Origin of the sequence: Methylobacterium sp. WL103, from assembly GCF_008039885.1 — a bacterium.
Lineage (GTDB): Bacteria > Pseudomonadota > Alphaproteobacteria > Rhizobiales > Beijerinckiaceae > Methylobacterium > Methylobacterium cerastii.
Genome location: NZ_VRUX01000570.1, coordinates 1 through 2,665, shown reverse-complemented (window position 1 = coordinate 2,665; position 2,665 = coordinate 1). Strand labels below are relative to the sequence as shown.

The window sequence follows — 2,665 nt, the reverse complement described above, 5'->3', positions numbered from 1 at the left end:
CGCCATACCGGCCCGACGCCGGCCGGCGTCGGGCCGGTATGGCCGGCGAGCGACGCGGAGAGCCAGGCGGCGACGGCGCGGTCTACGTAGCCCGAGGGACGCTCGCCCCAGACCGCGAAATCGACGACCAGGGCGACCAGCGCGTCGGCGAAGGCCGTGTCAGCGTCGGGCACCGCCCGCTCCAGGGCGATCAGCATGTCGGCCTCGTCGCGATGGGCGATCCCGTCCGGCAGCACGTCGCGCAGCAGGGCCTTCACGTCGGCCGGTGTGATGCGGCCCTCGGCGACGGCATGGTTGCAGAAGTCTTGAAGAGAAACGTTGATCATGACCGAATTCTCCTGCGACCTTTGTTCGGTCGCCGCCTGTCCTCGTATGTATTGGACTGTACGAGGCAGATCGTCTTGAGAAGTTAACGGCCAAATCTGAACCGGCGTTCAGGTTAAAGCGTGCTCACGAATGAGCGTTTCGGGAATCTTGCTTTTTTCGGGCGGAATGTCGGCTTCGACCGAGACCGGACGACGGCTGCCCGCTCTCTATGAGCGTGGATGGAGCGCCATTCGCTGACCGCTCGCTCCGTCATTCCGGGGCGCCGCAGGCGAGCCCGGAATCCAGAACCGCCGACGGCGTCGGATCTGGCTGGCGTCAGCGGTTCTGAATTCCGCTCGCAGCTTCGCAGCCCGGGAATGATGCGAGGAGACTGCTCGAGGGTCACGCGTCAGCGCACGATCACCGTCGCACCCACCGGTACGCGGTTGAACAGGTCGACCACGTCGATGTTGCGCATGCGGATGCAGCCGGACGAGGCGGCCTGGCCGATCTTCTCCGGCTCGTTGGTGCCGTGAATGCGGTAGAGCGTGTCGCGCCCCTTGTCGGAGAGGTAGAGGGCGCGGGCGCCGAGGGGGTTGCCGGGGCCGCCCTGCATCGGGTGCACGTGCGGCCAGCGCTTGACCATCTCGGCCGGCGGGTTCCAGGCCGGCCACTCCGCCTTGCGGTCGACCGTGGCGGTGCCCTTCCAGCCGTAGGCTTCGTCGCCCACGGTGACGCCGTAGCGCATCGCCTTGCCGTCGGGCAGCACGAGGTAGAGCTGCCGCTCCATCGTCTCGATCACGATGGTGCCGGGCCGCTCCTTCGTCGGATCGGTCACTTGGTAGCGGGCGAAGTGCGGATCGAACTCGGCGTCCGGCACCAAAGCCATGAAGGCGGTGTCCCGCGCCGACAGGGTCGGATCGGGCACCGCCTTGAAGTTGCAACCCGAAAGCAGCACGGCACACGCGATGATCGGGGCGAAGCGCATGTCGGACGTCTCTCGAGCACGTCTCCGCCGTTCGAACCAGAGTTGACGGAAACTGATCGGAGCATAGGCGCAGGTGGCACTTCGGCGTAGCCTCCTGCGTTGCCCGCGGGCACAATGCCAAAGGCTGTTGCCCGGTTGCGACAGCTGCGTCCGCGGCGCGACGGCGTGCGCGAGCCGGAGGGATGATCGTGACGACCCTGTACGTGAGCCACCCGGCGGCCCTCGACCACGCCGTGCCCGAGGGACATCCCGAGCGGCCCGACCGCATCCGCGCGATCGAGCGCGTGCTGGAGAACGAGCGGTTCGCCGGCCTCGTGCGCACCATGGCGCCCCAGGCCGAGGCCTCGGTCGCAACGCTCGCCCACCCGGCCGAGTACGTCGAGGCCATCGTCGCCGCCGCCCCGAAGGAGGGGATGGTCGCGATCGATTCGGATACGCTGATGTCGCCGGGCAGCCTGGAGGCGACGCTGCGCGCCGTCGGCGGCGGCATCCTCGCGGTCGACGCGGTGATGGGGCGCGAGTGCAGCAACGCCTTCGTCGCCATGCGCCCGCCCGGCCACCACGCCGAGCGCACCCGCGCGATGGGCTTCTGCCTGTTCAACCACGCCGCCATCGCCGCGCGCCATGCGCGCGCCAAGGGTGCGAGCCGCGTCGCGCTGGTCGACTGGGACGTGCACCACGGCAACGGCTCGCAGGACATCTTCTGGGACGACGCCGACGTGATGTACGCCTCGACCCACCAGATGCCGCTGTTTCCCGGCACCGGCGCCGCCTCCGAGCGCGGCGCGAAGGATACCATCGTCAACGTGCCCCTGCGCCCGGGCGACGACGGGGCGATCTTCCGCGAGGCTTTCGAGGCCGGCATCCTCGCACGCGTCGAGGCTTTCGCCCCCGACGTGATCATCCTGTCGGCGGGCTTCGACGCCCACCACCTCGACCCGCTGGCCAACCTCCGCCTGACCGAAGCCGACTTCGGCTGGGCCACGCGCAAGCTGATGGAGGTCGCCGACCGCCATGCCGGCGGCCGCCTCGTCTCGATGCTGGAGGGCGGCTACAGCCTCGACGGCCTCGGCCGCTCGGTCTCCGCGCATGTCGACGCCCTGATGGGGCGTTGAGGGAGAGCGGCAGAAACATCGCGCGAAATTCGGGACAATTCGGCAATCGAAACCGGGATCGTGTGGTAATGCCATCCTCAAGGTGAGGCGGCAGGATAGCCGCGTGTTCGGGGGGATGGATCGGGTGCGGCAGCGGCGGACCTCCGGTTGGATCTGGGGTGGGGCGATCGGGCTGGCGGCCTTGGGCGTCGCGGCCCTCCTGGCCGGCGACGAGATCCGGCGGGCGGCCTCGCGGATCGTCGGCGTCGAGGCGCAG

At 69.2% G+C, this 2,665-nt stretch carries 3 protein-coding genes; 1 reads left to right on the top strand and 2 read right to left on the bottom strand.

Going from position 1 to position 2,665, the window contains the following annotated elements; translation table 11 throughout:
* On the bottom strand, window positions 1–326 hold a 326-nt coding region (locus tag FV222_RS22450; protein ID WP_147815680.1), incomplete at its 3' end, for a hypothetical protein.
* Between the two features lie 389 nt (window positions 327–715).
* On the bottom strand, window positions 716–1,294 hold the full coding sequence (locus tag FV222_RS22445) for a L,D-transpeptidase (protein WP_147753780.1): 579 nt from the start codon (window positions 1,292–1,294) through the stop codon (window positions 716–718).
* A gap of 188 nt (window positions 1,295–1,482) precedes the next feature.
* On the opposite strand from FV222_RS22445, the gene FV222_RS22440 reads away from it, so the two are divergent.
* Window positions 1,483–2,409 carry a histone deacetylase family protein gene (locus FV222_RS22440; RefSeq protein WP_147753781.1) on the top strand — a complete coding sequence of 309 codons (927 nt, stop codon included), beginning with the start codon at window positions 1,483–1,485 and terminating at the stop codon, window positions 2,407–2,409.
* Window positions 2,410–2,665: the final 256 nt, after the last annotated feature.